The sequence below is a fragment of the Prauserella muralis genome, from assembly GCF_003202285.1.
In the GTDB taxonomy this organism is placed as follows: Bacteria; Actinomycetota; Actinomycetes; order Mycobacteriales; family Pseudonocardiaceae; genus Prauserella_B; species Prauserella_B muralis.
Window position 1 is genome coordinate 1346104 of record NZ_MASW01000001.1, and the last position, 23871, is coordinate 1369974.

At 72.2% G+C, this 23871-nt stretch carries 21 protein-coding genes and 2 pseudogenes; 11 read left to right on the forward strand and 12 right to left on the reverse strand.

Features of this window, described 5'->3' with window-relative positions; genetic code table 11:
- The first annotated feature begins 13 nt into the window (after positions 1-13).
- Entirely contained in the window at positions 14-664 is a 651-nt protein-coding gene (locus tag BAY60_RS07395) for a LysE family transporter (RefSeq protein WP_425466446.1), read from the forward strand.
- A gap of 118 nt (positions 665-782) precedes the next feature.
- Here the strand turns inward: BAY60_RS07395 and BAY60_RS07400 are convergent, their stop codons facing one another.
- Both BAY60_RS07400 and BAY60_RS07405 read right to left on the reverse strand, forming a co-directional pair.
- Positions 783-2555, reverse strand: a complete 1773-nt coding sequence (locus tag BAY60_RS07400) for an ABC transporter ATP-binding protein (RefSeq protein WP_425466447.1) — start codon at positions 2553-2555, stop codon at positions 783-785.
- A complete protein-coding gene (locus tag BAY60_RS07405; protein WP_112280018.1) occupies positions 2552-4225 on the reverse strand; it encodes an ABC transporter ATP-binding protein in 1674 nt (557 codons plus the stop codon). Before BAY60_RS07405 ends, BAY60_RS07400 begins: the two co-directional genes overlap by 4 nt.
- A 118-nt stretch (positions 4226-4343) precedes the next feature.
- Between BAY60_RS07405 and BAY60_RS07410 the strand changes: the two genes are divergently transcribed.
- From BAY60_RS07410 to BAY60_RS07425, 4 genes are all read left to right on the forward strand, one after another.
- Positions 4344-5399, forward strand: a complete 1056-nt coding sequence (locus BAY60_RS07410) for a FecCD family ABC transporter permease (protein WP_112280019.1) — start codon at positions 4344-4346, stop codon at positions 5397-5399.
- Entirely contained in the window at positions 5396-6451 is a 1056-nt protein-coding gene (locus tag BAY60_RS07415; RefSeq protein ID WP_245992362.1) for a FecCD family ABC transporter permease, read from the forward strand. The genes BAY60_RS07410 and BAY60_RS07415 overlap by 4 nt, the downstream gene beginning before the upstream one ends.
- Positions 6448-7284 (forward strand): ABC transporter ATP-binding protein, encoded by an 837-nt coding sequence (locus BAY60_RS07420; RefSeq protein WP_112280021.1) that lies wholly within the window; start codon positions 6448-6450, stop codon positions 7282-7284. The genes BAY60_RS07415 and BAY60_RS07420 overlap by 4 nt, the downstream gene beginning before the upstream one ends.
- A 510-nt stretch (positions 7285-7794) precedes the next feature.
- Positions 7795-9648, forward strand: coding sequence for an ATP-binding protein (locus tag BAY60_RS07425; RefSeq protein WP_146770982.1), 1854 nt, complete (start codon positions 7795-7797; stop codon positions 9646-9648).
- Between the two features lie 49 nt (positions 9649-9697).
- Here BAY60_RS07425 and BAY60_RS07430 read toward each other — a convergent pair whose 3' ends face one another.
- Together BAY60_RS07430 and BAY60_RS07435 are read right to left on the reverse strand one after the other, a co-directional pair.
- The gene (locus BAY60_RS07430; protein ID WP_170160325.1) at positions 9698-11272 is read right to left on the reverse strand and encodes a carboxylesterase/lipase family protein; all 1575 of its coding nucleotides are present in this window, start codon (positions 11270-11272) and stop codon (positions 9698-9700) included.
- Positions 11259-12686, reverse strand: coding sequence for a 2-polyprenyl-6-methoxyphenol hydroxylase-like oxidoreductase (locus tag BAY60_RS07435; RefSeq protein WP_146770983.1), 1428 nt, complete (start codon positions 12684-12686; stop codon positions 11259-11261). The genes BAY60_RS07430 and BAY60_RS07435 overlap by 14 nt, the downstream gene beginning before the upstream one ends.
- Before the next feature lie 138 nt (positions 12687-12824).
- On the opposite strand from BAY60_RS07435, the pseudogene BAY60_RS37805 reads away from it, so the two are divergent.
- Positions 12825-12950 (forward strand): annotated as a pseudogene (locus tag BAY60_RS37805) (ABC transporter ATP-binding protein); the annotation flags it as partial.
- Here the strand turns inward: BAY60_RS37805 and purU are convergent.
- The 7 genes and pseudogenes from purU to BAY60_RS07480 form a co-directional block, all read right to left on the reverse strand.
- On the reverse strand, positions 12903-13763 hold the full coding sequence (gene purU / locus BAY60_RS07450) for a formyltetrahydrofolate deformylase (protein ID WP_112280026.1): 861 nt from the start codon (positions 13761-13763) through the stop codon (positions 12903-12905). The pseudogene BAY60_RS37805 and the gene purU sit on opposite strands and share 48 nt — an antisense overlap.
- Positions 13764-13788: 25 nt before the next feature.
- Positions 13789-14421: pseudogene (locus BAY60_RS07455) on the reverse strand (maleylpyruvate isomerase family mycothiol-dependent enzyme); the annotation flags it as partial.
- Positions 14321-15106 carry a DedA family protein gene (locus BAY60_RS07460; RefSeq protein ID WP_112280027.1) on the reverse strand — a complete coding sequence of 262 codons (786 nt, stop codon included), beginning with the start codon at positions 15104-15106 and terminating at the stop codon, positions 14321-14323. The pseudogene BAY60_RS07455 and the gene BAY60_RS07460, both read right to left, overlap by 101 nt.
- Positions 15099-15782, reverse strand: a complete 684-nt coding sequence (locus tag BAY60_RS07465; protein WP_112280028.1) for a lysophospholipid acyltransferase family protein — start codon at positions 15780-15782, stop codon at positions 15099-15101. The genes BAY60_RS07460 and BAY60_RS07465 overlap by 8 nt, the downstream gene beginning before the upstream one ends.
- Before the next feature lie 68 nt (positions 15783-15850).
- Entirely contained in the window at positions 15851-16600 is a 750-nt protein-coding gene (locus tag BAY60_RS07470) for a GNAT family N-acetyltransferase (protein ID WP_112280029.1), read from the reverse strand.
- Between the two features lie 201 nt (positions 16601-16801).
- The gene (locus BAY60_RS07475; protein WP_112280030.1) at positions 16802-17617 is read right to left on the reverse strand and encodes a class I SAM-dependent methyltransferase; all 816 of its coding nucleotides are present in this window, start codon (positions 17615-17617) and stop codon (positions 16802-16804) included.
- A complete protein-coding gene (locus BAY60_RS07480) occupies positions 17596-18096 on the reverse strand; it encodes a DUF2505 domain-containing protein (RefSeq protein ID WP_112280783.1) in 501 nt (166 codons plus the stop codon). Before BAY60_RS07480 ends, BAY60_RS07475 begins: the two co-directional genes overlap by 22 nt.
- Positions 18097-18121: 25 nt before the next feature.
- On the opposite strand from BAY60_RS07480, the gene BAY60_RS07485 reads away from it, so the two are divergent.
- Entirely contained in the window at positions 18122-19171 is a 1050-nt protein-coding gene (locus BAY60_RS07485) for a UDP-N-acetylmuramate dehydrogenase (protein ID WP_112280031.1), read from the forward strand.
- Between the two features lie 6 nt (positions 19172-19177).
- On the opposite strand, the gene BAY60_RS07490 is transcribed toward BAY60_RS07485, so the two are convergent.
- Positions 19178-19909, reverse strand: a complete 732-nt coding sequence (locus tag BAY60_RS07490) for an SDR family NAD(P)-dependent oxidoreductase (protein ID WP_112280032.1) — start codon at positions 19907-19909, stop codon at positions 19178-19180.
- An 89-nt stretch (positions 19910-19998) separates the two neighbouring features.
- Between BAY60_RS07490 and BAY60_RS07495 the strand changes: the two genes are divergently transcribed.
- From BAY60_RS07495 to BAY60_RS07510, 4 genes are read left to right on the forward strand one after another with little or no spacing between them, the layout of a single operon-like run.
- Positions 19999-21156 carry a L,D-transpeptidase gene (locus BAY60_RS07495; RefSeq protein WP_112280033.1) on the forward strand — a complete coding sequence of 386 codons (1158 nt, stop codon included), beginning with the start codon at positions 19999-20001 and terminating at the stop codon, positions 21154-21156.
- Positions 21157-21172: 16 nt separating this feature from the next.
- Positions 21173-22012 carry an alpha/beta fold hydrolase gene (locus tag BAY60_RS07500; RefSeq protein WP_112280034.1) on the forward strand — a complete coding sequence of 280 codons (840 nt, stop codon included), beginning with the start codon at positions 21173-21175 and terminating at the stop codon, positions 22010-22012.
- 4 nt (positions 22013-22016) lie between these two features.
- On the forward strand, positions 22017-23312 hold the full coding sequence (gene mshA / locus BAY60_RS07505; RefSeq protein WP_112280035.1) for a D-inositol-3-phosphate glycosyltransferase: 1296 nt from the start codon (positions 22017-22019) through the stop codon (positions 23310-23312).
- A complete protein-coding gene (locus BAY60_RS07510; RefSeq protein WP_112280036.1) occupies positions 23309-23824 on the forward strand; it encodes a type III secretion system chaperone family protein in 516 nt (171 codons plus the stop codon). The genes mshA and BAY60_RS07510 overlap by 4 nt, the downstream gene beginning before the upstream one ends.
- Positions 23825-23871 lie beyond the last annotated feature (47 nt).

Sequence of the window (23871 nt, forward strand, 5' to 3'; positions counted from 1 at the left end):
AGGTGCGGCCGCCGTGGAGGGCTACTCGCTCACGCGCGTGATCGCCGCGCTCGTCGCGGGGCTGGCCGCCGGGTACGGCATCGCCATTCCCGTGGGCGCCGTCGGCGTGTACCTCGTCTCGCTGACCGCGCGCACCTCGCTGTGGGTCGGCGCCTGCGCGGCGCTCGGCGTAGCCACCGCGGACGGTGGCTACGCGCTGGCCGCCGTCGTCGGCGGCTCGGCGCTGACGGACGCCATCGCCCCGATCGCGGCTCTGTTGCGCTGGGCGTCGGCCGTGGTGCTCTGCGGGCTCGCGGTCCTGGTCGCGGCCACCGGCGTGCGGCGCTACCGCGCGGGCGAGTCCGCGCACGGCACGGTGGCCGGAACGGTCACCTCGCCCTTGCGCGCCTATCTGTCGCTGCTGGGTATCACGGTCCTGAACCCGGCCACGGTCGTCTACTTCGCGGCGCTGGTTCTGGGCGGACAGGCGACGGTCGCCGCGACCCCGGCGACGGCGGCGGTGTTCGTGCTGGCGGCGTTCGCGGCCTCCGCCAGCTGGCAACTGGTGCTCGCGACGGGTGGTTCGCTCGTCGGCCACCTGGTTACCGGCAGACGCGGCAGGCTGGCCACGGCACTGATCTCCAGCGCGGTGATCCTGGCCCTGGCACTGACGATCGTCGTGTGACCCGCGAGTGCCGCGGCCCAGCTCCGCCGTTCACCGCCAGCGCAGGACTCGCGGGTTTGAACGCAGGACTCGCGGGCCTGAGTGCAGGACTCGCGGGCCTGGACGCAGGACTCGCGGGTCAGCCGGGCTGCTGCCGGGTGTCCGACCACGCCTCCCACAACGCGGCGTAGCGTCCGCCCGCCGCCACCAGCTCGTCGTGCGTGCCGGTCTCCACGATCCGGCCCGCGTCGAGCACCACGATGCGATCCGCGGCGGCGGCCTGCGTCAGGCGGTGGGCGACCACCAGTCCCGTTCTGCCCCGTAGCGCCTGGTCGGCAGCCCGTTCCAGCACCCGCGCCCCGGTGCTGCCCGCCTCGGCGGTCGCCTCGTCGAGAATCGCGATCGGCGGGTCGGCCAGCACGAGCCGCGCCAGCGCGAGCTGCTGCGCCTGCGTCACGGTCAGCCGGTGCGCACCTTCTCCCACCACGGTGGACAGCCCGTCCGGCAGGGCCTCCGCCCAGGGCAGCGCGCCGACGGCGGCCAGCGCCTCTCGCAGCTGCTCGTCGGTGGCCTCGGGCCTGGCCAGGCGCAGGTCGTCGGCCAACGCACCGGCGAAGACGTGCACCTCCTGGCTGATCAGCGCGACCGTGCGCCGGATCGCCGCGGGGCCGAGCTCGCCGAGCTCCACCCCGCCCAGCGCGATCGAGCCCGCAGTGGGCAGGTGGATGCCCGCGATGAGCTTCGCCAGCGTCGTCTTGCCCGCACCGCTCGCGCCCACCAGCGCCACCCGCTCCCCGGCCTCCACCGTGAGGTCCACATCGGACAACACGGGGTGGTCCGCGACGTAGGCGTGGCCGAGCGAGGCCGCCTTCACCGACGCGTCCACCGGAGTGCCCGAGTGCCGTGGCTCCTGCTCGCCGGGCAGATCCGCGACGCCGATGAGCCGGGCGAGGCTGGCCGCCGCCGACTGCGCGTCGTCCACGAGCGCGAGCGCGGCGTTGACGGGGTTGAACAGGCTGTGGAAGTACAGCGCGGCGGCGGTGGCGGTGCCGATGGTGGCGCTGCCGTTGCCGACGAGGACGAACCCGGCGATCAGCACGGCCGAAAGGCCCACGAACTCCGCCAGGTTGAGCCGGGAGAAGAACCGCGTCACGAGCCGCGTCGCGCGCATCGTGATGTCCACGACGTCCTGCGAGCGCCGCCGCACCCGGCCGACGTGCCGCTCGGTGAGCCGGAACGCGCGGACCGTCCGCGCACCGCCGACGGTGTCGAGCAGTTGCTGCTGCTGGGCGCCGTCCTTGACCCGCTGGCTCGCGTACAGCGGGATGGCCCTGCGTACGTACCAGCGCACGGTGTAGAGCTGGATCGGGGCCGCCAGCAGCGCGGCGAGCAGGAACCGCCAGTCGAGGAGCGCGAGCCCGCCCAGGGTCAGCACGATGGTGAGCACGGAGCGTCCCAGCTCGGGCAGTGCCTCGCGCACGGACCTGGCGATCATCGCGACGTCGTTGGTGACGCGGGAGGTCAGATCGCCCGCCCCGGCGCGTTCGACCCGCTCCAGCGGCAGCGCGAGTGCGCGCTCCACGAACCGTTCGCGCAGGGTCGCCAGCATGCTCTCGCCGAGGCGCGACACCAGCGACAGTCCCCACGCGTTGGCCGCGCCGCGCACCAGCGCCACGCCGACCAGCGCCAGCACGGGGACCGTGAAGTCGCTGCCTCCGCGGGCCACGACGTCCACGATGTGGCCGAGCAGCGGCGCGGTGAGCAGGCCGACCGCGGTCGCGGCGACGAGCACGGTGAACGCGCCGGCCGCCAGCAGGCGGCGCGGGCGCAGCAGCTCGCCGACGGCGGCCGCCGTGCGCCTGCCGGTCGCGGTCGGCAGCAGCTCGCGGTCCAGCTCACGTTCCCGGGTCATGACAGCACCGCCGTCCGGTAGTCCTCGTCGGCGTGGACCAGCTCGGCGTGGGTGCCCTCCGCCGAGACCGTGCCCCCGTCGAGCACCACCACCCTGTCGGTGACGGCCAGCAGCGCGGGACTGGTGGTCACCAGCACGGTCGTGCGGCCCTGCCGGATCTCCCGCAGTTCGCCCGCGATACGCGCCTCGGTGACCGCGTCCACGGCCGTGGTCGGGTCGTGCACCACGAGCACGGGCGGATCGGCGGCGAGCGCCCTGGCCAGCGCGACCCGCTGCCGCTGCCCGCCGGACAGCGACCGGCCCCGCTCGGCGACCATCGTGTGCACGCCCTGCGGAAGCGTCTCGGCGACCTCGTCGGCGGCCGCGGCGGCCAGCGCCCGTTCCGGGTCGCGGCCGGAGGTGACCACGTTGTCCAGCAGGCTGCCCTCGAACAGGTCGGCGTCGTGCGCCGCGACGAGAACGGCTCCGCGCAGGGCCGTCGGGTCCAGCTCGGCGAAGGGCCGGCCGTCCAGCTCCACCGACCCGGACTCCGGATCGGTCTCCCTGCCGAGGCAGGCGAGCAGGTGCGTCGCCACCGCAGGATCGATGGTGACAACACCGAGCAGCTCACCGGGCGCGACGTCGAGGTCGAGGCCGGTGAGCGGGCCGTGTGTCACGGCGCGCAGGCGCAGCGCGCCAGGCCCGTCCTCGGCGGGGCTGCCGTCGCCGCCGAGGACGGCGTGCGGCGCGGCGAGCACCGACGCGATGCGGGTCGCCGACGCCCTCGCCTGCGCGAGCTGGCCCCCGACCCAGGCGAAGATCTGGAACGGGGTGAGCAGGAACTGCGCCAGCCCGACGGCCGCCACGAGCTGGCCGATGGTGATGTCGCCGCTCGCGGCCAGGTTGGCGCCGACCAGCGCGACCACCGCGATGAAGATGCCCGTGAGCGCGAGGATCGCGCCGTCGTGCCCGGCGTGTGCCCTGGCCGCGCGCAGGGTCGCCGCGAGCGAGTCGCGGCTGGTGCGCCGGTAGCGGGCCACCGCGGCGGCCTCCGCGCCGATGCCCTTGAGCACGCGCAGGCCGGACACGAGGTCGGCCGCGACACCCGAGGCGTGGGCGGCCCGCTCCTGCTCCACGCCGCTGCGCCGCTCCAGTGGCCTGCCGATGAGGTGTGCCAGCACCAGCATCGGCGGGGTGCCGAGCAGCACGAGCAGTCCGAGCGGCACCGAGATGCGCAGCAGCAGCACGGCGCTGATCAGCAGGCCGACCAGCCCGGCGACCGCGAAGGGCAGCACCGAGTTCACCGCGCCGACCCGCTTGGCGTCTCCGGTGGCGATGTTGACCAGCGCGCCGGGCAGCCTGCCTGCCTCGGCACCGCCGCGCGGGTCGAGCACCCGCTCGCTCACGGCCAGCCGCAGCCGATGCGCCGCCTGTTCGGCAGCACGCTCGGCGGCCCGCGCCGCGAACCGGTAACTGAAGGACAGCGCGGCGAACACGACGCCGAGCACCACCAGCCAGCGCACGAGCGAGCCCAGCGAACCCGCCGACACGGCCTGGTCGATCACCACGCCGATGATCACGGGGATCAGCGCCTCACCACCCTGGTGCGCCGACCCCAGTGCCGATGCGCCGGCCAGCAGCCCGCGCTGGCCGGCGATGGCGTCCCGGAGGACGCTCCGGCCGGTTGGCATGCCCGTCACCTCCCAGTAGCGGAGGTTAGGCTATCTTAACTACGCCGCCCGTAGCGGCCCGTGAACGCGAAGTTCGTCACGATGGACCAGGCCTCACCTGTTCGGTTAGCCTCACCTTATGTCCGTCACCACGCAGTCACCGTCGAAAGCTGACGGCGTGGTCCGGCCACAGGCACGGGCGCAGGCCCTGCGGGCCGCGGGCCTGCTGGTCGCGCTCGGCGTCCTCGCCCTCACCGTGCTGCTCAGCATCTGGCTCGGTTCCAAGGACATCCCGTTCCTCGCGACGTGGGACGTGCTGTGGAACAGCGACGGCTCCAACGACGCCGTCATCATCCACGAGTACCGCATCCCGCGCACCCTGCTCGGCATGCTCGTCGGCGGCGCGCTCGGGCTCGCAGGCGCCCTGATGCAGGCGCTGACCCGCAACCCGCTCGCCGACCCCGGCCTGCTCGGCGTCACCATGGGCGCCTCCACCGGCGTGGTGATCTCGCTCGCCTTCTTCGGCCTGTCCTCGGTGCTCGGCTACGTCTGGTTCGCCTTCGCGGGGGCCGCGTTCGCCGCCGTCGTCGTGTACGCGCTCGGCGGCACCGGCCGCGGCAACGCCACCCCGGAGCGGCTCGTGCTCGCCGGCGCCGCCGTCACGGCGGTCATGTACGCGTTCAACACGGCGGTGCTGCTCATGGACCCGGAGGCGTTCGACGAGTTCCGGTTCTGGAACGTCGGCTCGCTGGCCGGGCGCTACGTCGACGTGCTGCTGCCGGTGCTGCCGTTCCTCGCCGCGGGCATCCTGCTGGCGCTGCTGCTCATCCGCCCGCTCAACGCACTGGCCATGGGGGAGGACCTCGGCAGGGCACTCGGCACCAACCCCGCGCGGGTGCGGGCCCTCGGCGCGCTCGCGATCACCCTGCTGTGCGGCGCGGCCACCGCGGCGGCGGGCCCCATCGCGTTCGTGGGCCTCGCGGTGCCGCACATGGCGCGCCTGCTCGTCGGCCCCGACCAGCGCTGGGTGCTGCCGTACTCGCTCGTGCTGGCTCCGATCCTGCTGGTCGCCTCCGACATCGTCGGCCGCGTCATCGCACCGCCGAGCGAGATCCAGGTGGGCATCGTGACCGCGGCCATCGGCGTGCCGGTGTTCATCGCCCTGTGCCGCAAGCGAAAGCTGGCGGCGCTGTGAGCGCCGTCGTCACCGGCCGGGTGGTGCGGATCCGGCGCGGGCTGCTGTCGGTGCGCGTGGACGGCAGGGCGCTCACCGTCGGCCTCGGTGTGGCCGTCGCGCTCGTCGTGGTCATGGGGATCACGCTCACCACGGGCGAGTACGAACTGTCCGTGACCGACGTGCTCAAGGCCATCGCGGGCCAGGGCGAGGGCGGCGCCGACTTCGTCGTCAACACGCTGCGGCTGCCGCGGCTGCTCACCGCGCTGCTCGTCGGCGCGGCGCTCGCCGTCAGCGGCGCGATCCTGCAGAGCCTCACCGGCAACTCGCTGGGCAGTCCCGACGTCATCGGCTTCAACAACGGGGCGGCCACCGGCGCGCTGCTGGTGATCATCGTGACCGGCGGCAGCATGGTGCAGGTCGCCACGGGCGCGCTCATCGGCGGCATCGTCTCCGCCGTGCTGATCTACCTGCTGGCGTTCACCCGTGGCGTGCAAGGGTTCCGCTTCGTCCTCATCGGAATCGGCATCAACGCGCTCGCCCTGTCGGTGAACTCCTACCTCATCACGCGCGCGAGCCTCTACGACGCGCTCACCGCGCAGTCGTGGCTCGTCGGCAGTGTCAACTCGCGCGGCTGGGAACACGTCACCGCCGCCGCACTGGCCGTGGCCGTGCTGCTGCCGCTCGCGTTGTACCACGCGCGCCCGCTGGCGATGCTCGAACTGGGCGACGCCTCGGCGAAGGCGCTGGGCGTGGGCGTCGAACGCAGCAAGGCCGTGCTCATCGTGGTGAGCGTGCTGCTCGCGGCCATCGCGACCGCCGCGGCGGGACCGATCTGGTTCGTGGCGCTCGCCGCGCCGCAACTGGCCCGCAGGCTCACCCGATCGCCCGCCCCGGGTCTGGTCACGTCGGCGCTCGTGGGCGCGCTGCTGCTGACCGCGGGTGACCTGCTGATCCAGCGGGTGTTTCCCACCGCGCAGCTGCCGGTGGGCACCGCGACCGGCTGTCTCGGCGGGCTGTACTTGATCTGGCTGTTGGCGTCCGAGTGGCGCGGGAAGGGCAGGTACACATGACCAGGCTCCATGCGGAGGGGCTGACGCTGGCCTACGACCAGGCCACCGTCGCCACGGACCTCGGGGTGTCGATCCCGGACGGCTCGTTCACCGTGATCGTCGGGCCGAACGCCTGCGGCAAGTCGACGTTGCTCAAGGCGCTCGCGCGGATGCTCAAGCCGAAGAGCGGCGGCGTCTACCTCGACGGCAACCTGATCTCCTCGTACCGCTCGCGCGAGGTCGCGCGCAGGCTCGGGCTGCTGCCACAGACGTCGATCGCGCCCAGCGGCATCACGGTCGGCGACCTCGTCGCCAGGGGCCGCTACCCGCACCAGAAGCTGCTCCGGCAGTGGTCGGCCGAGGACGAGGCCGTGGTCACCGAGTCGATGCGGCTGACCGGTGTGCTGGAGCTGGCGCCGCGGCTGGTGGACGAGCTCTCGGGCGGGCAGCGGCAGCGGGTGTGGCTGGCCATGGTGCTCGCCCAGCAGACGTCGATCCTGCTGCTCGACGAGCCGACGACGTTCCTCGACATCGCCCACCAGGTCGAGGTGCTCGACTTGTGCGCCGACCTGCACGAGCACAAGGGGCACACGCTCGTCGCCGTGCTGCACGACCTCAACCAGGCGTGCCGCTACGCCACCCACCTCATCGTCATGCGCCCGGGCGGCGAGATCGCCGCGCAGGGCGACCCGTCGGAGGTCGTCACCGCGGAGCTGGTCGGCGACGTGTTCGGCCTGCCGTGCCGGGTGATCGACGACCCGGAGACCGGCACGCCGCTGATCGTGCCGGTGCACCGCAAGCGCAGGTCAGAAGACGACGGTCCGGTTGCCGTGCACGAGCACGCGACCCTCTAGGTGCCAGCGCAGGCCGCGCGCCAGCGTCACCGTCGCCAGGAGGTCGAAGAGGCCGGTGAATTCCAGGACCCGCCGCAGACCTGCTCCCGCGTGAAGTTCCCGACGTGCTGACCGGCCTGTTGCTGATCGTTACCTACTCCCCCGCGCACACGTCTCGGTGACCGGTTGCTCGCCCACTGCGAAACCTGAGCCTCCACGGTTCAGACGCCCCGACCGAGCGGCCGGGGTTCGCGTATCTTGTCGGCGGTGGAGACATTTGGACCCGCTAGCGACGGTCGGCGCGCGGCCCTGGCCGGCGCTCCCGCCGGACCGAGGTCCCTCGGGTCCCGCCTCCAGCGCGCTCGGACACGACGCTTCGTCGGGCGTACGGCCGAGCGTGAGCTGTTCGCAGCCGCGCTCGCAGCGGACCAGCCACCGTTCGCGGTACTCCACCTGTACGGTCCTGGCGGCGTCGGGAAGTCGGCTCTGCTCGGCCAGCTACGCAGAACGGCCGAGCAGGCCGGTCGTCACGTGGTGGCACCCGACCTCGGCCACGTGCCGGTTCCCGGTCCCGCCGGATACCGCGACGCCGTCGAGTCAGCCCTGTCCCGCTCCGAGGGCGGCACTCAACGGATCGTCGTCTTCGACGACCTTCACTGGCATCCGGGCCTCGAAACCTGGTTACGGGAGGACCTGCTGCCCAGCCTTCCGGAGGGTGACCTGGTACTGCTCGCCGGCCGGACGCCGCTGTCCGAGGAATGGCATGCGGATGCCGGGTGGCGCGAACTGCTCCGCAGCATCAGTCTCCGCAACCTCGACCCCGAGGAGGCGCGCGGCTACGCGGAGGCCGAGGGGCTCCCGCGGGCGTTGAGCCATCAGGTCGCCGACCTCACGCACGGGCACCCCCTGGCCCTGGGCCTGCTCGTCGACGCGGTGCGCCGCGCCGACGAGCAGGCGCACCTTCCGGCGAGCCTGACCGAACTGCCCGACCTCGTGCGTGTCCTGCTGAACCGCCTGCTCGACGAGGCACCGACGAAAGCCCACCGCATCGGGCTGCACGTCCTCGGGCACGCGGCGATCACCACCGAGGCCTTGCTGCGCGCCGTCGTGGAGGAATCCTCCGAGCGGGTCTTCGGGTGGTTACGCAGCCTCAGCTTCGTCGACGAGACCCCGCAAGGCCTGCGACCCCACGATCTCGCCCGCGATGTACTCGACGCCGACCTGCGCTGGCGCGATGCCGAGACCCACGCGGAGATCCATCGCCGGGTTCGCCGGTACCTGCTGGATCGGGTACAGCAACTCGCCGAGCCTGACCGCATCCGGATCGCCACCGAAGTCCTGTTCCTCATTCGGCGTCATCCCGCGGTCGAGGTCCACGGGCGATGGGACCGGCTCGGACTCGACGATATGGCTCCGATCGCCGAGGAGCATTTCCCGGCCGTCATCGAGTTGACCCGGGCGCAGTACGGCCGTGCCGAGGCGGACCGCGCCGCTCACTGGCTCGAAAGGCAGCCGGGTGCCTTCCGAGTCTTCCGCGACGACCATGGCGACCTGCTCGGCTACGCCGGCTATCTGAACCTCGACGCCGCCGACGAGGCGGACATCAACGCCGATCCGGGAACGCGCGCGCTGTGGGAATTCGCCCAGCGTCACCGGCCGCCGCTTCCCGGCCAGGCCGTGAAGGCCTTGCGGTTCCTGGTCGAACGCGGCATCACTGACGACAGGCGCATGCAGCGGACCGGCACGCTCACGGCCATTTGGTGTCTGATCGACATCCTGGCGCGGCCGGCCACCGCCTGGGATTTCCTCACCACCTACACCGATCTCGAGTACTGGCAGCCGTTCATGCGTTACTTGGACTATCACCGGGAACCTGACGCCGAGTTCGACATCGGCGGCCGCCACCGCCACGTATTCGCCCACGACTGGCGTCGCGTCGGCGTCGCGGAATGGCTGGATCTGACCGCGGCTCAGGAAACCGGCGCGCCCCCACCCGATACCGGCAGCGCGCCGGAGGTGGCACTGTCGCAGGTCGGATTCGCGGAGGCCGTGCGTCGTGCCCTGGCTGACCTGCGTAACGACGACCGCCTTGCGGCCAATCCACTGACCCGGACGGCGCTCGTGCTGCGGGGGGCAGCGGAGCCGTCGGAGAGCTCGGCCGAGCGCCTGAGATCACTGGTGATCGAGGCGGCCGAGTCGCTGCGTGGCGACCCTCGTACAGAGAATCTGCACCGCGTCATCGACCGCACCTGGCTTCGCCCGGCGCCGACCCAGGAGAAGGCCGCCGAACTGCTCGGACTTCCGTTCAGCACCTACCGTCGCCACCGCAACCGGGGCGTCGAACTCGTCACGGAGTGGCTGTGGCAGCGTGAACTGACCTCGTGAGTGTTGAGCGGGGGTCAGCACCCCCGCTCAACACTCACCGGTCTCGTCCTCAGCGGACGGTGTCCCAGAACCCGCATCGGTGCTCTGCCGCGAGATCAACGTCGTATTCATGCTGGAGCGTCAATTGCCGGCCTATGCCGTGACGGTAAGGAGCCCAGCCGGGGTTGCCGGTGCGGGCGAAGTCGGTCCAGTGGTCGATGAGGCGCCGGGCGTATCGAGCTTCCTCGTCGGTCATTGGTTCGCCGCGGCCCCAGCTGGGGTCGAGGAAGTACGGCATGTCGGCGCCGTGGGCCGCGCCCTCCGGAAACCCGCCGGGTGCCTCGCCTGTCGGGACCGTGAACTCGGCGGCGAAGGTTCGTCCGCCTGCTTTCGCCGCGAATTCCAGCTGAGGGCACGCGCCGACCGCACGGCCGTCGTCGGACAGCACGGCGGCGAGGGCGTCGCTCGGGGTGGGGTAGGTGCTGGCCGGATACTCGGCCAAGACCTGGTCGGCGGCGCGGCCGTAGTAGTCGTGGATGAGCCGCGGGTACTCATCCTCGGTGACAAGGCCCAGTCCGGCACGCAGCCGTTCGACGATGTAGGTGCGCATCTCCTGCTGGTTGGTGGTCAGCAGCATCGGCACGTGCCGGCCACGTGGGACGGCGTCGATGGGCTGTCGTGGGATCGCAACGGTGCCCGCGACGGGCAGCCATGGCAGGTCGGCGATACGCGTCACTAGGAGCCGGGCATCTTGCCAGTACAGTTGGGACATCCGTTTCGCCGGCACCTGACGCAAACACGCTAGGACGTCCCTGCCCTGACAACCGACGTCCTTCGCGGCCACCCGTCCGCGGCGCTCCGCTACCCCGAGTGTGAGGAAGTCGTTGCCACACGGTCCACTGTGGTTGATCGCCTTGTCGAACAGTCCCGCCGAGGATGGCAGGGCGAGCTGGGCACAGACTCCGAAGGCGCCCGCGGACTCGCCCCAGATGGTCACATTGTTCCGGGCGCCCCCGAACCAGGCGATGTTGGCGCGGACCCACCGCAAGGCCGCCTGCTGGTCGGCGATGCCGAAGTTGCCGGCCCACGGGTCGTGCAGAGCGGGATGCCGCAGGAAACCGAGCGCGCCAAGGCGGTAGTTGACCGTGACGACGATGACGTCGCCCTGCCGCGTGACCCGGCGTGGGTCGTACAGCGAACCGTCTCCGCCGGTGAAGCCGCCGCCGTGGAAGAACACGAGCACCGGTTTGGGGCCGGTTGTCCCCTTTGGCTTCCAGATGTTGAGGTAGAGACAGTCCTCGTCGCCCGTGTAGGTCGGCGGGCCGTTGTGCTGGTAGGTCTGGGGACAGGCAGGGGCGGGCGCCGTGGCGTCCCGGATGCCTTCCCAGCCGGCGGGCGGTCGCGGCGCGCGGAAGCGAAGTTCGCCCACCGGCGGCGCGGCGTAGGGCACGCCTCGCCAGATCACGTGGTCACCTTCGACGTGGCCGCGGAGGTCGCCGCCCGTCGTGTGGACGACCGGATTGGTGGGCGTGATCGACCGGGTGGCGGCCGCGGAGCCCGCACGTGGCAGGGCGACGGAAAGGCACATGGCCAGTGCAGCGAGCGCGATGGCCACCACCGCGGAGGTTCGGCTAGGCGTGGGCATCATGGGACCTCTGTCCGTTCGAGGGTGCCGGGCGACCGTGCGACGAACCGGAAGCCCGCGGACGCGGCCTCAGCGCGCGCGCCACGGTGGCCGGACTGAGCAGGGCGGGAGGCGGGTCGATCATTCCCACGACCCTGATGAAGCTCGAAGCAAGCCGCGGATCGGTCGCGGCGCCGGCTTGCACACGGGAGACGTAGCGGTTCAGCAACCGCATGGCCGGAGATCGCCGCCCGGGGAGCTCGGGGACGGCCAGATCCGCAGCTCTCGCGATCGACCAGGCGGTCTTGACCAGCGGGCGGGTCGCGGCGAAATAACGCGCCTCGATGCGGCGGCGCCCTGGCGTGGCCACGGCGTCGGCAAGTGCGCGTGCCTGGAGAACCGCGACCGTCATGCCCTGCGCGTAGATGGGGTTGAAGGCGCACAACGAGTCGCCGATCGCGAGCAGTCCCGCAGGCTTGTGAGCCAGCCGGTCCAGGCGCCGCCATTCCACCTTGGGATAGGAGAACGTCGCGACGTCGGCCGCTGGGTGTCGTTCGATGCCGTCCAGCGAGCCGGCGAAGTCGTCGGGTAGGAGCGACCTGGCCGCCTCGACCAACTCGTCGAACGATCGTGGTGGCTTGTGGCCTGCGATTCCGGCGACAGTCAGCACGTGAGCGTCGCCTTCGACCGCCATCAGCCCGAGGCCGGCGGGTCGGCCGGGGCCAGGCCCGACGATGAGGCAGGACGTGGCCCGCGGGAGATCCCGGAGCGTGACAAGAGCCGTCGAGTAGGTGACGTCCACCCGGTGGCTCTCCACCTCGGCCGTGCCGAGGCCGTACGCCGCCAGCCACGCCGGTAGCCGTGAGCCGCGGCCCATGGCGTCCACGACGAGCTCGGCGGGCAGCTCGGTCGCCGCCGCGCCGGGCGTCCTGCCGGCGACCCGGACTCCGGTCACCTGGCTGTCGTGCGCATTGAGGACCAGCCCGGCGGCGTTCGTGTCGTCGAGCAGGGTGACATTGGGGAGTTCGCGAACACGAGACCTGATGTGGTCCTCGAACAGGCCCCGTGTCGCCTGCACGGACTCCAGCCGGGTCCGGGTGGGAGCGAGCAGGTTGCCGTTCAGCTCGATCCGTTGATCGAAGCCGGGCTCGACGAGGTGGGCGCCTCGGGCGCGCAACTCCGCGCGGGCGCCGGGAAGGAGGAACTCGAGTTCTTGCAGGCCCCGGGGTTGGAAGGCGTGGACGTGCGCGGCTTGGGGAACCCCGCGCCGTCGCGAGGTCGGTGTGGGTTTCTTGGCTTCGTCGAGCTTGTCACGTTCGACCACGGCTACATGGCCGAAGCTCGGGGCGAGCGCGGCCGCGGCCAGGAGACCGGCCACGCTCCCGCCGAGCACGACAGCATGCCCGTGGTCTGATTGGTGGTCTGAGGCATTCATGCCCGAAACCGAACAGCATGCCGGTGTCCGCCGGGAAGGTCACCTACTGGCCAATCAGTGGTCATTCAGCCAGAGCCATGATGGCTGGCGGGGCTGCCATATTTCGTCCGTGGTCAACTCCATGGGGGTGTGCCCGAATTCGGCCTGCCGTGCCGGGTGATCGACGACCCGGAGACCGGCACGCCGCTCATCGTGCCGGTGCACCGCAAGCGCACGTCAGAAGACGACGGTCCGGTTGCCGTGCACGAGCACGCGACCCTCTAGGTGCCAGCGCAGGCCGCGCGCCAGCGTCACCTTCTCGATGTCGCGGCCCTTGCGCACCATGTCGGCCACGGTGTCGCCGTGGTCGACGCGGATCACGTCCTGCTCGATGATGGGCCCCGCGTCGAGGTCGGCCGTCACGTAGTGGCACGTCGCGCCGACGAGCTTCACGCCCCGCGCGTACGCCTGGTGGTAGGGCCGTGCACCGATGAAGGATGGCAGGAAGCTGTGGTGGATGTTGATCGCCCTGCCCGCCCACGCGCGGCACAGCTCCGGCGGCAGGATCTGCATGAACCGCGCCAGCACCACCGCGTGCGGGTCGTGCTCGTCCACCAGCTTGGCCACCTCGGCGAACGCGGCGGCCTTGTCCGCGCCGAAGGGCACGTGGTGGAACGGGATGCCGTGCGCGCGCGTGATGTCGGCGAGCACGTCGTGGTTGCCGATCACCGCGGGCACGTCGACGTCCAGCTCCCCGGAGGCGACCCTGCCGAGCAGGTCGTACAGGCAGTGGCCCTCCTTCGACACCAGCAGCACCACCCTGCGCCGCTCGCCGGTGTCGTCGATCCGCCAGTCCGTGTCGGCACCGAGCGAGCGGGCCACGCCCGCGAAGCGCGCCCTCAGCTCCTCGGCGTCGAACGGCAGGGAGTCGGCGCGCACCACCTGGCGCGTGAAGAACCAGCCGGTGTCCGGGTCGGTGTGGTAGGCGGCCTCGACGATCCAGCCACCCGCCTCGGCGAGGAAGGACGCGATCCGGGCCACGATGCCCGTGCGGTCGGGACAGCCGAAGGTGATCACATACTGGCGTTCGTCAGGCACGGTGTCCCATTGTCACTGGTCGGGTTCACGGTGCCGCCAGCGGCTCCAGCAGTGCCGCGTCGCCGGTGACCTTCGCCTCGCTCGGCCTGCGCCACAGCGCCGCGTACACCTCGCTCGCCGGGCCCTCGATCGTCACACCCGGCTCGAACGGCTGCTCGTCGAAGTACGGCGCCTCGCCGGGCGCCAGGCGCACCGACCACACCCGGCCCGCGTCCTCGGCGTGCACGAGCACCGTGCCCTTGGCGGTGTAGGCGCTCCAGTCGGCACGCCGGTGCACGACCATGGTCAGCAGCTCGTCGATGCCGTCCGCCGCGAACTCCCGGTCGAACGTCACCGTGCCACGGCCGAGCGCCAGTTCCGCGTCCAGCCGGTGGATCGCGGCCTCGTGGGCCTGGCGCCGGGCCCAGGACGCCATCGTGGGGGTCAGCGCGGCGAAGGGCTGCCAGGCGGGGGCGTCCGGCCCGTCGGCGAACGCCGCGCGCAGCGCCACGCGCTGCTCGTCCCACCACGGCAGCAGCTCGGCCCAGCTCTCCGGCGGGGTGGCCGCCTTCACCCGCTCACCGCTCGGATCGCGCCTCGCGGCGACAACCCAGGATTGCACTCTCGCGATGTGCCGGACCAGCCGCTGGACGTTCCACTTCGGACACGAGGGGACGGGGGTCTGTGGCCCCGCCTGCACCGCCGCGTCCCGCAATGCGTCGCTGTGGGTCTCGATCGCCTGGACGAACGTCGCGTAGTCCACGGCGCGAGACTAGCCGCCGCCCGGCCTCGACGCAGCCGAGTGCGAGCAATCCGATGCCGAACGCGAGCAGCAGCGCCTTCACCGGGTCGTCGGCGAACCGGGCGGCGCCAAGGTAGCCGACCGCCACGGCGTAGGTCGCCCAGATCGACACGCCGATGGCGTCCAGCAGGGCGAAACGGCCCGCCGGGTATCGCAGGCTGCCCGTGGCCAGCGCGGAGGCGACGCGTCCGCCCGGCAGGTAGCGGCCCGCGATGATGAGCACGGTCGCGTGCTGGTGCACCTTGCGCTGGGCCCACTCGTACCGGCGTCTACCCTTCTCGTCGCGTTGCAGGCGGCGCAGGGTGCGTGGCCCCGCGCGGCGGCCGATCCAGTGCCCGAAGCAGTCCCCGGCGAGCGCTCCGCCCGCGGCGACGACGGCGAGCGTGGCGAGCCCGCCGAGGTCGGGGCCGAGCAGCACGGCAACCGTCATCACCGTGCCCTCGCTGGGCATGAACGGCAGCAGCGCGTCCAGCCCGGCGAGCGCGAACACGATGAGCCACAGCCACGGCGAGTCGAGCGTGTCGCGCAGCACCGCCGTGAGGTCGTTGAGCACGTCAAGCATGCGCGGGCTCCACGGCGAGCACGGCCCGGCGTGCCCGGTCCGCCAGCGACCTGCGGTCGCCCTCGGGCGACAGCGGCGTCCCGGTACGCACCCGCAGGGTCAGCTCCGCGGCCCTCGCGACCCGGCCCACCGAACGCGCGAGCGTGTCATCGCCGACGAAGGCGGCGATCGTGCTGGGCCGCCCGCCCTGCAGGTACTCCAGGCTCACCGGCCGCACGGGCGCGCCCGCGTCGAGCGCGGCCTGGAACACCGCTCTGCGGAACTCGCCGCCCGGCGCCGAGCACCACGTGGTGGCCTCGGGGAACACCACGACCGACCGGCCGGTGCGCAGGTGTGCGGCCACGGCCGCCACGCTGTCCGGAAGCGCACGCAGCGCCCAGCGGTCCACGAACAGCGTGCCGAGCCGGGTGGCCGCGCGCCCCAGCAGGGGCCAGCCTGCGACCTCGCGCTTGGCGAGGAACGTCGCGGGCTCCACCGCCAGCAGGCCGACGATGTCCAGCCAGGAGACGTGGTTGGCCACGATCAGCGTGCCGGTGGGCCCCGGCACGCTGAGCCTGCCCGCGTCGGTGTCCAGCCGGACGTCGAGGGCGTCGAGCACGGCACGGGCCCGCGCGTCCGGCGGACCCGCGGTGGCGAGTGCCCTCGCCAGTGCTGCGAGTCGCGTCACGGCCTCCATCGTGGCCACGGGAGGTCGACCGTGGGTGACGCACCGTGGAGTACATGGTGAACTTGCGATCCAGGGATTCACCGTGTCTTCTCCGAACCGGAGTCACCCAGGAAGAAGCGCAGGTACCGCTCGTCGATGCGGTCCAGCGGCAGCAGCACGAAGAAATCGGCGACACCGAACTCGGGGTCGTGCGCGGGCGGCCCGCACACCCACGCGCCCAGGCGCAGATACCCGCGCAGCAGCGGTGGCACGTGGGCGTAGCTGGGCCGGTCCTGCCGGGGCACCTCGGGCTCCCAGGGCCGGTGGGGAGCGACCCGGTACTCAGCGGGTGCGCGGTGCCGCGCCTGGCCCAGCCGCCAGGTGCTCTCCGCGGCGCGGCCGCCGTCGGCCAGCGGCACCGAGGCGCACCCCGCGAGGTAGCGATGCCCGGACAGCAGCGTGTAGCGCGCCAGCGCCGACCACATCAGCGTGATGACCGCGCCGCCCCGGTGGTCGGGGTGCACGCAGGAGCGGCCCGCCTCGACCAGCGAGGCCCGCAGCGGGTCGAGGCTGCCGAGGTCGAACTCGCCCGCCGAGTACAGCCGGTCGGTGCGGCCGGGCGGCAGCAGCCGGTAGGTGCCGACGACCTCGCCGGTGGGCTGGTGCTCGACGACCAGGTGGTCGCACACCGCGTCGAAGGAGTCGGTGTCGAGCTCACCGGGCAGCGCGGCGCCCAGTTCCCCGCCGAACACGCTGGTGCGCAGGCGCTGCGCGGCGAGCACCTGCTCCGGGGTGTGCGCGATCGAGGCCGCGTAGGCACTTCTGGGTACCGTGGACAGCGAGGGCATGGGTGGCTCCGTTCGGGTTCGAAGGAACCCCGCGCGGTGCGTCGCCACACGGATCGCCGTGCGGGGTGCTCGTGCCTTCGGGGGTCGCCGAGTGGCCGCTCGGCGACCCCCTTTTCGTGATCTCGTGCGATCGAGACTGGCACTCGCCAGCGCCGCCCACCAGAACCTGAGAGCAATCTCAGGGACAACTCAGGGCAGCCCTTACCGGTGTGCCCCACCGGCTTTCGTGGGGGCCACCGTCTCCCACGGCACGGTCAGCTCACCGAGCCGCCACCGGTCGCGGCGGCCGCGCACCGGCCAGCCGCGCTCGGTGAGCAGGCGCACGGACTCCGTCCAGCGCGCCCTCGGCCCGTAGGTGGCGAACGGCGCCGCCGTGGCCCAGCAGGCGTCGAGCGCGGCGAGGAAGTCGTGCACGCGCTCGCCCGCGACGTTGCGATGGATCAGTGCCTTCGGCAGCCGCTCGGCCACAGTGGACGGCCGGTCGAGGGTGTCCACTTTGAGCGAAAGGGTCAGCGTGAGCGGGCCCTCGTGCGACACGGTGACCCACGAGCACAGCCTGCCCACCTCGTCGCAGGTGCCCTCGACGAGCAGCCCGCCCGGCGCGATGCCGGTGAGCATGGCCTCCCACGACGGCGCGACGTCGGACTCGGCGTACTGGCGCAGCACGTTGAACGCGCGCACGAGCACGGGATGCGTGCCGGCCAGCTCGAAACCACCCCGGCGGAAGTCGAGGCGAGGCGGATCGGCGGAGGGCGCGGCGGCCGCCACACGCCCGGGATCCAGCTCCAGTCCCAGCACCCGCACGCCGGGATACGTGGCCCGCAACCGGCGGGCCAGTTCGACGGTCGTCACCGGCGAGGCCCCGTAGCCCAGATCGACCACCAGCGGATCGGGCGCGGCCGACAGCACGCGCGCGACCCTGCGGTCGGCGGTGAGCCAGCGGTCGATCCTGCGTAAGCGGTTGGGGTTGGTGGTGCCTCGCGTCGGCGCGCCGATCAGCTGCCGCGCTCGAGCCACTTCGCCGTGAAGCCGGACTCGTGCCGCAGCAGGTCGCTGACCTGCTCGGCGATGTAGCTTTCGAGCTTTCCCCCGACGATGGGGATGCGGACCTTCGCCTCGCCACGGACGACGAGCACGCTGCCGTCGCCGTCCGCGACCAGCTCCGTGCGTGCCGTGATCTCGCTCGGTACCCCGCCGACGTGGGCCCTGATGCTGCCCGTGTAGCGGTCGCCGGAGCCGGTCCAGACGTGCTCGCGGGTGACCAGCAGATCGCCCTTGTGGATGGTGCGCACCGCCTGCGGCAGCTTCTCCGCGGCGACCCCCTGGAGCAGCGTGTACCGGACACCGTCCGCGGTCACGGTGTGATCCTGCAACCGCGCGTCCTTGCCGCCCAGCTCCGCCAGCCGGGCTCGCAGCGCCTCCTCACCGGAGTCGGCGGCAAGCACGTCGGCGACGCTGTGCGGGAACGTCGCCCGGTGCTCGATACGTGATGCCATGGCCATGACAGTACCGTTGCGGGGCGTGAGCACTGTCGAAACGTCCACCCAGGACGCCCTGCGCGGCTACACCACGCTGCGGCTGGGCGGCCCGGCCCGCCGGTTCGTCGTGGCCGAGACCACGGCCGGTCTCGTCGACACCGTGCGCGAGCTGGACGCCGCGGGGGAGCCGGTGCTGCTGCTCGGCGGCGGGTCGAACCTCGTGGTGGCCGACGAGGGCTTTCCCGGGACGGTCGTGCGCATCGGCACCACCGGCTGGGACGGGGACACGGTGGCCGCGGGCCAGGACTGGGACGCCTACGTGGCGGCGACCGTCGCCGAGGGCAGGGGCGGCCTGGAGTGCCTGTCCGGCATCCCCGGCTCGGCGGGCGCGACCCCCATCCAGAACGTCGGCGCCTACGGTTGCGAGATCAGCGAGGTGCTGCACTCCATCGAGCTGTACGACCGGCGCAGCGGCGAGATCCGCACCCTCGCCGCGTCCGAGCTGGGCTTCGCGTACCGCACGAGCGTGCTCAAGGGCACCGACACCGGCCTCGTGCTGAGCGTGCGGTTCACGCTGAGCGACGACGGACTCTCGGCTCCCATCCGCTACGCCGAGCTGGCCCGCGCGCTCGGCGTCGAGGTCGGCACCCGGGTGCCCGTCACCGAGGCCAGGGATGCCGTGCTCGCGCTGCGCAGGGGCAAGGGCATGGTGCTCGACCCCGCCGACCACGACACCTGGAGCGCGGGTTCGTTCTTCACCAACCCGATCGTGCCCGAGGCCGACGTCGCGGGCGTGCTCGCCCGTATCGCCGAGGTCGTCGGTGCCGACGTGGCGGTGCCGCAGTACCCCGCGCAGGGCGGGGTGAAGCTGTCCGCGGCATGGCTCATCGAGCGGGCCGGGTTCGGCAAGGGCCACCCCGGTCCCGGCGGCCGGGTGTCGCTGTCGACCAAGCACACGCTGGCCCTGACCAACCGGGGCGGCGCCGCCACCGCCGACCTGCTCACGCTCGCCCGCGAGGTGCGCGACGGCGTGCGAGCCCGGTTCGGGGTCACCCTCCACCCCGAGCCGCTGCTCATCAACTGCTCCCTGTGAGCGCCGTCAGTCGCGGTGGATGCGGCTGCCGTTGAGCTGGGCGCGGGGCTTCAGCACGATCTGGTCGAGGTTGACGTGCGAGGGCCGGGTGGCGGCGAAGGCGATGACGTCGGCCACGTCGTCGGCGGTCAGCGCCTCGACGCCCTGGTACACCTTCGAGGCCCGCTCGGCGTCGCCGGAGAACCGGTTCAGCGAGAACTCCGTCTCCACCAGGCCCGGGATGACCTCGGTGAGCCGCAGCGGGTCGCCGAGGTGCTCCGAGCGCAGCGTGCGGTGCAGCGCCGACTGGGCGTGCTTGGCCGACGTGTAGCCCGAGCCTCCGTCGTAGACCTCGTGCCCTGCGATCGACGTCACGGTGATGACGTGGCCGTCGCCGGACGCGACGAGCTTGGGCAGCAGCGCCTTGGTCAGCCGCAGCGTGCCCAGCACGTTCGTCTCCCACATCCAGCGCCAGTTCTCCTCGTCGGCGTCCTCCACGCGTTCCAGACCGCGCGCGCCCCCGGCGTTGTTCACGAGTACGTGGCATTCTGGGACCCGCGCGACGAACGAGGCAACGGAGTCGGCGTCTGTGACGTCCAGTTCACAGGCGATCCCGGAGAGTTCCTCGGCGAGCGGTTGCAGCCGGTCGAGACGCCTGGCGCCGAGTACGACGCGGAAGCCCGCCTTGGCCAGTGCCCTGGCGGTCGCCGCGCCGATGCCGGCGCTGGCTCCGGTGATGACAGCGGTTCGCGTGCTCATGGCTGCATGCTGCCAGGTAACGTTGGACTGCTCACGCCCGCATTCGGGGTGCACGTCGTGGGTGCTGTGGTGTTACAGGAGGAAAACGCGTGATCGAACGGCGCACGGTGTTCAAGGCCGCCGCGGCGGCGGGCTCGGCGGGGCTGCTGGCCGCCTGCTCGGGCACCACCGGTGGCGAGGCCACGGTGGACCCGGCCAACCTGCCTCCCAAGGCCAAGATCACCGTCGAACCCGCCGTGGACGCCAAGGACGTCTCCGTGCTGCAGCCCGTCACCGTCAAGGTCAGCGAGGGCGCGCTCAGCGAGGTGAAGGTCACCAACGCCGACGGTGGCGAGGTCGCCGGCGAGCTCGACGAGGCCAAGACCACCTGGACCAGCACGGAGCCGCTCGGCTACGGCAAGACCTACACCTACGCCGCGAAGGCGAAGGGCACCGACGGCAAGGTGGCCGAGCTCACCGGCAGTTTCGCCACGCTGAACCCGGCCAGCGTCGTGCGCGCCACCCTGAACCCGGTGGACGACGCCGAGGTGGGCGTCGGCATGCCGGTCAGCGTCAAGTTCGCCGCGCCGATCTCCGACCGCGCCGCCGCGCAGCGCGCGCTGACGGTCGAGACGTCGAACCAGGTCGAGGGCTCCTGGGCGTGGCTTTCCGACCAGCAGGTGGACTGGCGGCCGAAGGAGTACTGGCCCGCGGGCACCCAGGTCACGGTCACCGCGAAGCTCTACGGCGTGCACTACGGCGGCGGGGCCTACGGCAAGGCCGACGTCAGCACCAAGTTCGTGATCGGGCGCAACCAGGTCGTGAAGGTGCACACACCGGAGCACCGGATGCGGGTCTACCGCGACGGCTCCGAGGTGGCGAACTACCCGTGCAGCAACGGCAAGGACGCCGACCCGAACCTCAACACGCCCAACGGCACCGTCATCGTCATGACCAAGGAGCCGACCTCGATCTTCGACAACGAGCGGTACGGCTACACCGACGTCAAGAAGAAGTGGTGCTGCCGGATCTCCAACCACGGGGAGTACATCCACGAGAACGAGGAGAACCGCGCGAACATCGGCAAGGCGAACACCTCGCACGGGTGCATCAACCTGTTCGAGGCCGATGCCAAGGCCTACTTCGACTCGGCGCTGATCGGCGACCCGGTCGAGATCACCGGATCCAAGGCGAACTTCCCGACGACCTCGGACGTCATGGACTGGTTGCTGGACTGGGAGACCTGGAAGTCGATGTCGGCCCTGTAGGCGATCCGGTAGGCAGATGAGAACCGAGGTAGTCGGCGCCGGCGGCGTCCGCATCGGCGTGCGCGTCGAGGGAACCGAGACGGCGCCCGCGGTGGTGTTCGTGCACGGCTGGGCGCAGTCGGCCCGGGCGTGGGACGCGCAGTTCGCCGATCCGGAGCTGCGACGGCGCTTCCGGCTCGTCGCGCTCGACCTCCGCGGGCACGGCGCCTCCGACGTGCCCCGCGGCGGGTACGACGATCCCGTCGCCTGGGCTGGTGACCTGGCGGCCGTGCTCGGCATCGCCGGGCAGCCGGCCGTCGTGGTGGGCTGGTCGTACGGCGGCCTGGTGATCGCCGACTACCTGCGCGTCCACGGCACGAGGGACCTGGCCGGGATCATGCTGGCCGGCGCCATCACCGAGATCGGGAAGGGCCACCCCGGCGGCAGGGTCGGGCCCGCGATGCGCGCGGCGCTGCCGGACGCGCTGTCGGAGGACCCCGCGGTGGCGCTGCCCGCGCTCAGCGCTCTGTGCACGGGCATGGCCTCGGACCCGGTGCCCGGCCCGCTCGCGCAGGCGCTGCTCGGCACCTCGCTGACGGTGCCGCCGTCGGTGCGGTCCGCCCTGTTCCGCCGCGACGTCGACAGCTCCGACGCCCTCGCCGCGGTCGACGTGCCCGCGCTCGTGCTGCACGGCACCGAGGACGCGGTGGTGGACGTCAGTGCCGGTGAGTACGCGGCCGGGAAGATTCCCGGGGCCGAATCACGTTGGTTGCCTGGTGTAGGCCATTTACCGTTCGCCGAGGCCGCTCGGGAGTTCAACACCACGCTCCTGCGGTTCGCCGGGGAACGCGCGATCGGTGCCCGAGCAGAAAGGTGATTCGGTGACGATCTCCTGGTACCGGCCGGCGACGCAGCCGCGCCGGGTGGCGGTGCTGTCCGTGCACACCTCGCCCTTGGAGCAACCGGGCACCGGAGACGCCGGTGGCATGAACGTCTACGTCTCGCAGACCGCGGTGGAGATGGCCCGCCGCGGTGTCGCCGTCGAGGTGTTCACCCGGGCCACGTCCTCCGACCAGCCGCCCGTGGTCGAGCTGGCGCCGGGCGTGCTCGTACGGCATGTCCCCGCGGGTCCGTTCGAGCCGCTGAGCAGGGACGAACTGCCCGCGCAGCTGTGCGCGTTCACCTCGGGTGTGCTGCGGGCCGAGGCGTTTCACGAGCCCGGCTACTACGACCTCATCCACTCGCACTACTGGCTGTCCGGGCAGGTCGGCTGGCTGGCGCGCGACCGCTGGGGCGTCCCGCTCGTGCACACGGCCCACACGCTGGCCAAGGTGAAGAACGCCGCGCTCGCCGACGGCGACACCCCCGAGCCGCGCACGCGGGTCATCGGGGAGGAGCAGGTGGTGGCCGAGGCCGACCGGCTGGTGGTCAACACCGCCGTCGAGGCGCACCAGCTGATCGGGCTCTACGGCGCCGACCCCGGCGCGGTGCGCACCGTGTCGCCGGGCGTGGACCTGCAGCGTTTCCGGCCGGGCTCGCAGGCGGCCGCGCGGGCCGCGCTGGGCCTGCCGCGGGACGCGGTGGTGCTGGCCTTCGCGGGCCGCATCCAGCCGTTGAAGGCGCCGGACGTGCTGCTGCGGGCCGCCGCGGAGCTGGTCGCCGACGACCCCACGCTGCGGGAGCGGCTGGTGGTACTGGTCGCCGGTGGCCCGTCCGGCACGGGGCTGGAGCAGCCCCAGGCGCTGCGGGAGCTGGCGGACTCGCTCGGGATCGGGGAGCTGACGCGGTTCGTTCCGCCGCAGTCCGGGGAAAACCTGGTGCACGTGTACCGAGCCGCGGACGTGGTTGCCGTCCCCAGCTACAACGAGTCGTTCGGGCTCGTCGCGCTGGAGGCGCAGGCCTGCGGCACTCCGGTGGTCGCCGCCGAGGTCGGTGGCCTGCCGGTGGCCGTGCGGCACGGGGTGTCCGGGCTGCTCGTGCCCTCGCACCGGGCGGGGGACTGGGCCACGGCCCTGCGCAGCGTGGCGCTGGACGCGGCCACCCACGCCGAGTTCGCCCGCGGCGCGGTGCGGCACGCGAGCAGGTTCTCCTGGGCGCGCACCACGGACACGCTGCTCGAGGCGTACTCGGAGGCGACGGCCGCGTTCCGCGACGCGGCGCTGGAGGTGGCGGTGTGACGATCGACGCGACGATCCGCTCGGCGCTCGACTCGGCGGAGCTGACCTACGACCGCAAGGGCGACGGTGTGTACTTCGTCACACTGCCCGGCGTCAAGAAGCTGCAGACCAACTGCTGGCTGATCGCCAGGGAGCACTCGTTCGCCATCGAGGCGTTCGTGTGCCGCAGGCCGGACGAGGCCCACGAGGACGTCTACCGCTACCTGCTCCGCCGCAACGCCAGGCTCTACGGCGTGCACTACACGATCGACGAGGCAGGCGACATCTACCTGGTCGGCCGGTTCGGCCTGGACACGGTGACCGAGAAGGAGCTGGACACGCTGCTCGGGCAGGTGCTCGAGGCGGCCGACGGCGACTTCAACACGCTGCTGGAGCTGGGCTTCGCCGGCTCGATCCGCAGGGAGTGGGACTGGCGGGTGTCGCGCGGGGAGTCGCTGGCCAACCTGCAGGCCTTCAAGCACCTGGTGGAGCCCGCCGACGGGCACCGTCCCGGTTCGCTGACCGGGGACTGAGACACGAGCGCACCCGGCCGGACCGGCCGGGACGTCGCGAGGCGGCT

Coding starts and splice junctions, on each gene's coding strand:
- BAY60_RS07500 (WP_112280034.1), top strand. CDS start 21,173: ATGAGAACCGAGGTAGTCGGCGCCGGCGGCGTCCGCATCGGCGTGCGC.
- BAY60_RS07405 (WP_112280018.1), bottom strand. CDS start 4,225: ATGCCAACCGGCCGGAGCGTCCTCCGGGACGCCATCGCCGGCCAGCGC.
- BAY60_RS07410 (WP_112280019.1), top strand. CDS start 4,344: ATGTCCGTCACCACGCAGTCACCGTCGAAAGCTGACGGCGTGGTCCGG.
- BAY60_RS07470 (WP_112280029.1), bottom strand. CDS start 16,600: ATGCCCTCGCTGTCCACGGTACCCAGAAGTGCCTACGCGGCCTCGATC.
- BAY60_RS07460 (WP_112280027.1), bottom strand. CDS start 15,106: ATGCTTGACGTGCTCAACGACCTCACGGCGGTGCTGCGCGACACGCTC.
- BAY60_RS07465 (WP_112280028.1), bottom strand. CDS start 15,782: ATGGAGGCCGTGACGCGACTCGCAGCACTGGCGAGGGCACTCGCCACC.
- BAY60_RS07435 (WP_146770983.1), bottom strand. CDS start 12,686: ATGAATGCCTCAGACCACCAATCAGACCACGGGCATGCTGTCGTGCTC.
- BAY60_RS07420 (WP_112280021.1), top strand. CDS start 6,448: ATGACCAGGCTCCATGCGGAGGGGCTGACGCTGGCCTACGACCAGGCC.
- BAY60_RS07430 (WP_170160325.1), bottom strand. CDS start 11,272: ATGCCCACGCCTAGCCGAACCTCCGCGGTGGTGGCCATCGCGCTCGCT.
- BAY60_RS07480 (WP_112280783.1), bottom strand. CDS start 18,096: ATGGCATCACGTATCGAGCACCGGGCGACGTTCCCGCACAGCGTCGCC.
- BAY60_RS07400 (WP_425466447.1), bottom strand. CDS start 2,555: ATGACCCGGGAACGTGAGCTGGACCGCGAGCTGCTGCCGACCGCGACC.
- BAY60_RS07490 (WP_112280032.1), bottom strand. CDS start 19,909: ATGAGCACGCGAACCGCTGTCATCACCGGAGCCAGCGCCGGCATCGGC.